Source organism: Streptococcus sinensis, assembly GCF_000767835.1.
In the GTDB taxonomy this organism is placed as follows: domain Bacteria; phylum Bacillota; class Bacilli; order Lactobacillales; family Streptococcaceae; genus Streptococcus; species Streptococcus sinensis.
In genome coordinates this window covers 1-212 of sequence record NZ_JPEN01000089.1, presented here as the reverse complement: position 1 = coordinate 212, position 212 = coordinate 1, and the positions used below count along the sequence as shown (strand labels likewise).

Genomic DNA, 212 nt, shown 5'->3' with positions numbered 1-212 from the left:
GAATACAATGGCGTTCACAAATGGATTGCCAACACAGATATTCTCTTGAAAGATAGCACGAAGATTGCTAAAGGAACTGATCTGACTCAATATGTCAACCAAAATATTGATCATAAGGCTAGAACAGTTGTCTACAGCTTCTCTAATGACTTCTTGAGCAAGATTTCTGATGACAGTGAATTCCAAGCGATCGGTTACATGCAAGTGAAACA

General features: G+C 38.2%; 1 protein-coding gene. It reads left to right on the top strand.

What is annotated here, in order from left to right:
- Positions 1-212 (top strand): hypothetical protein (locus SSIN_RS10745; RefSeq protein WP_037617590.1); only part of this gene is annotated, 212 nt, incomplete at both ends.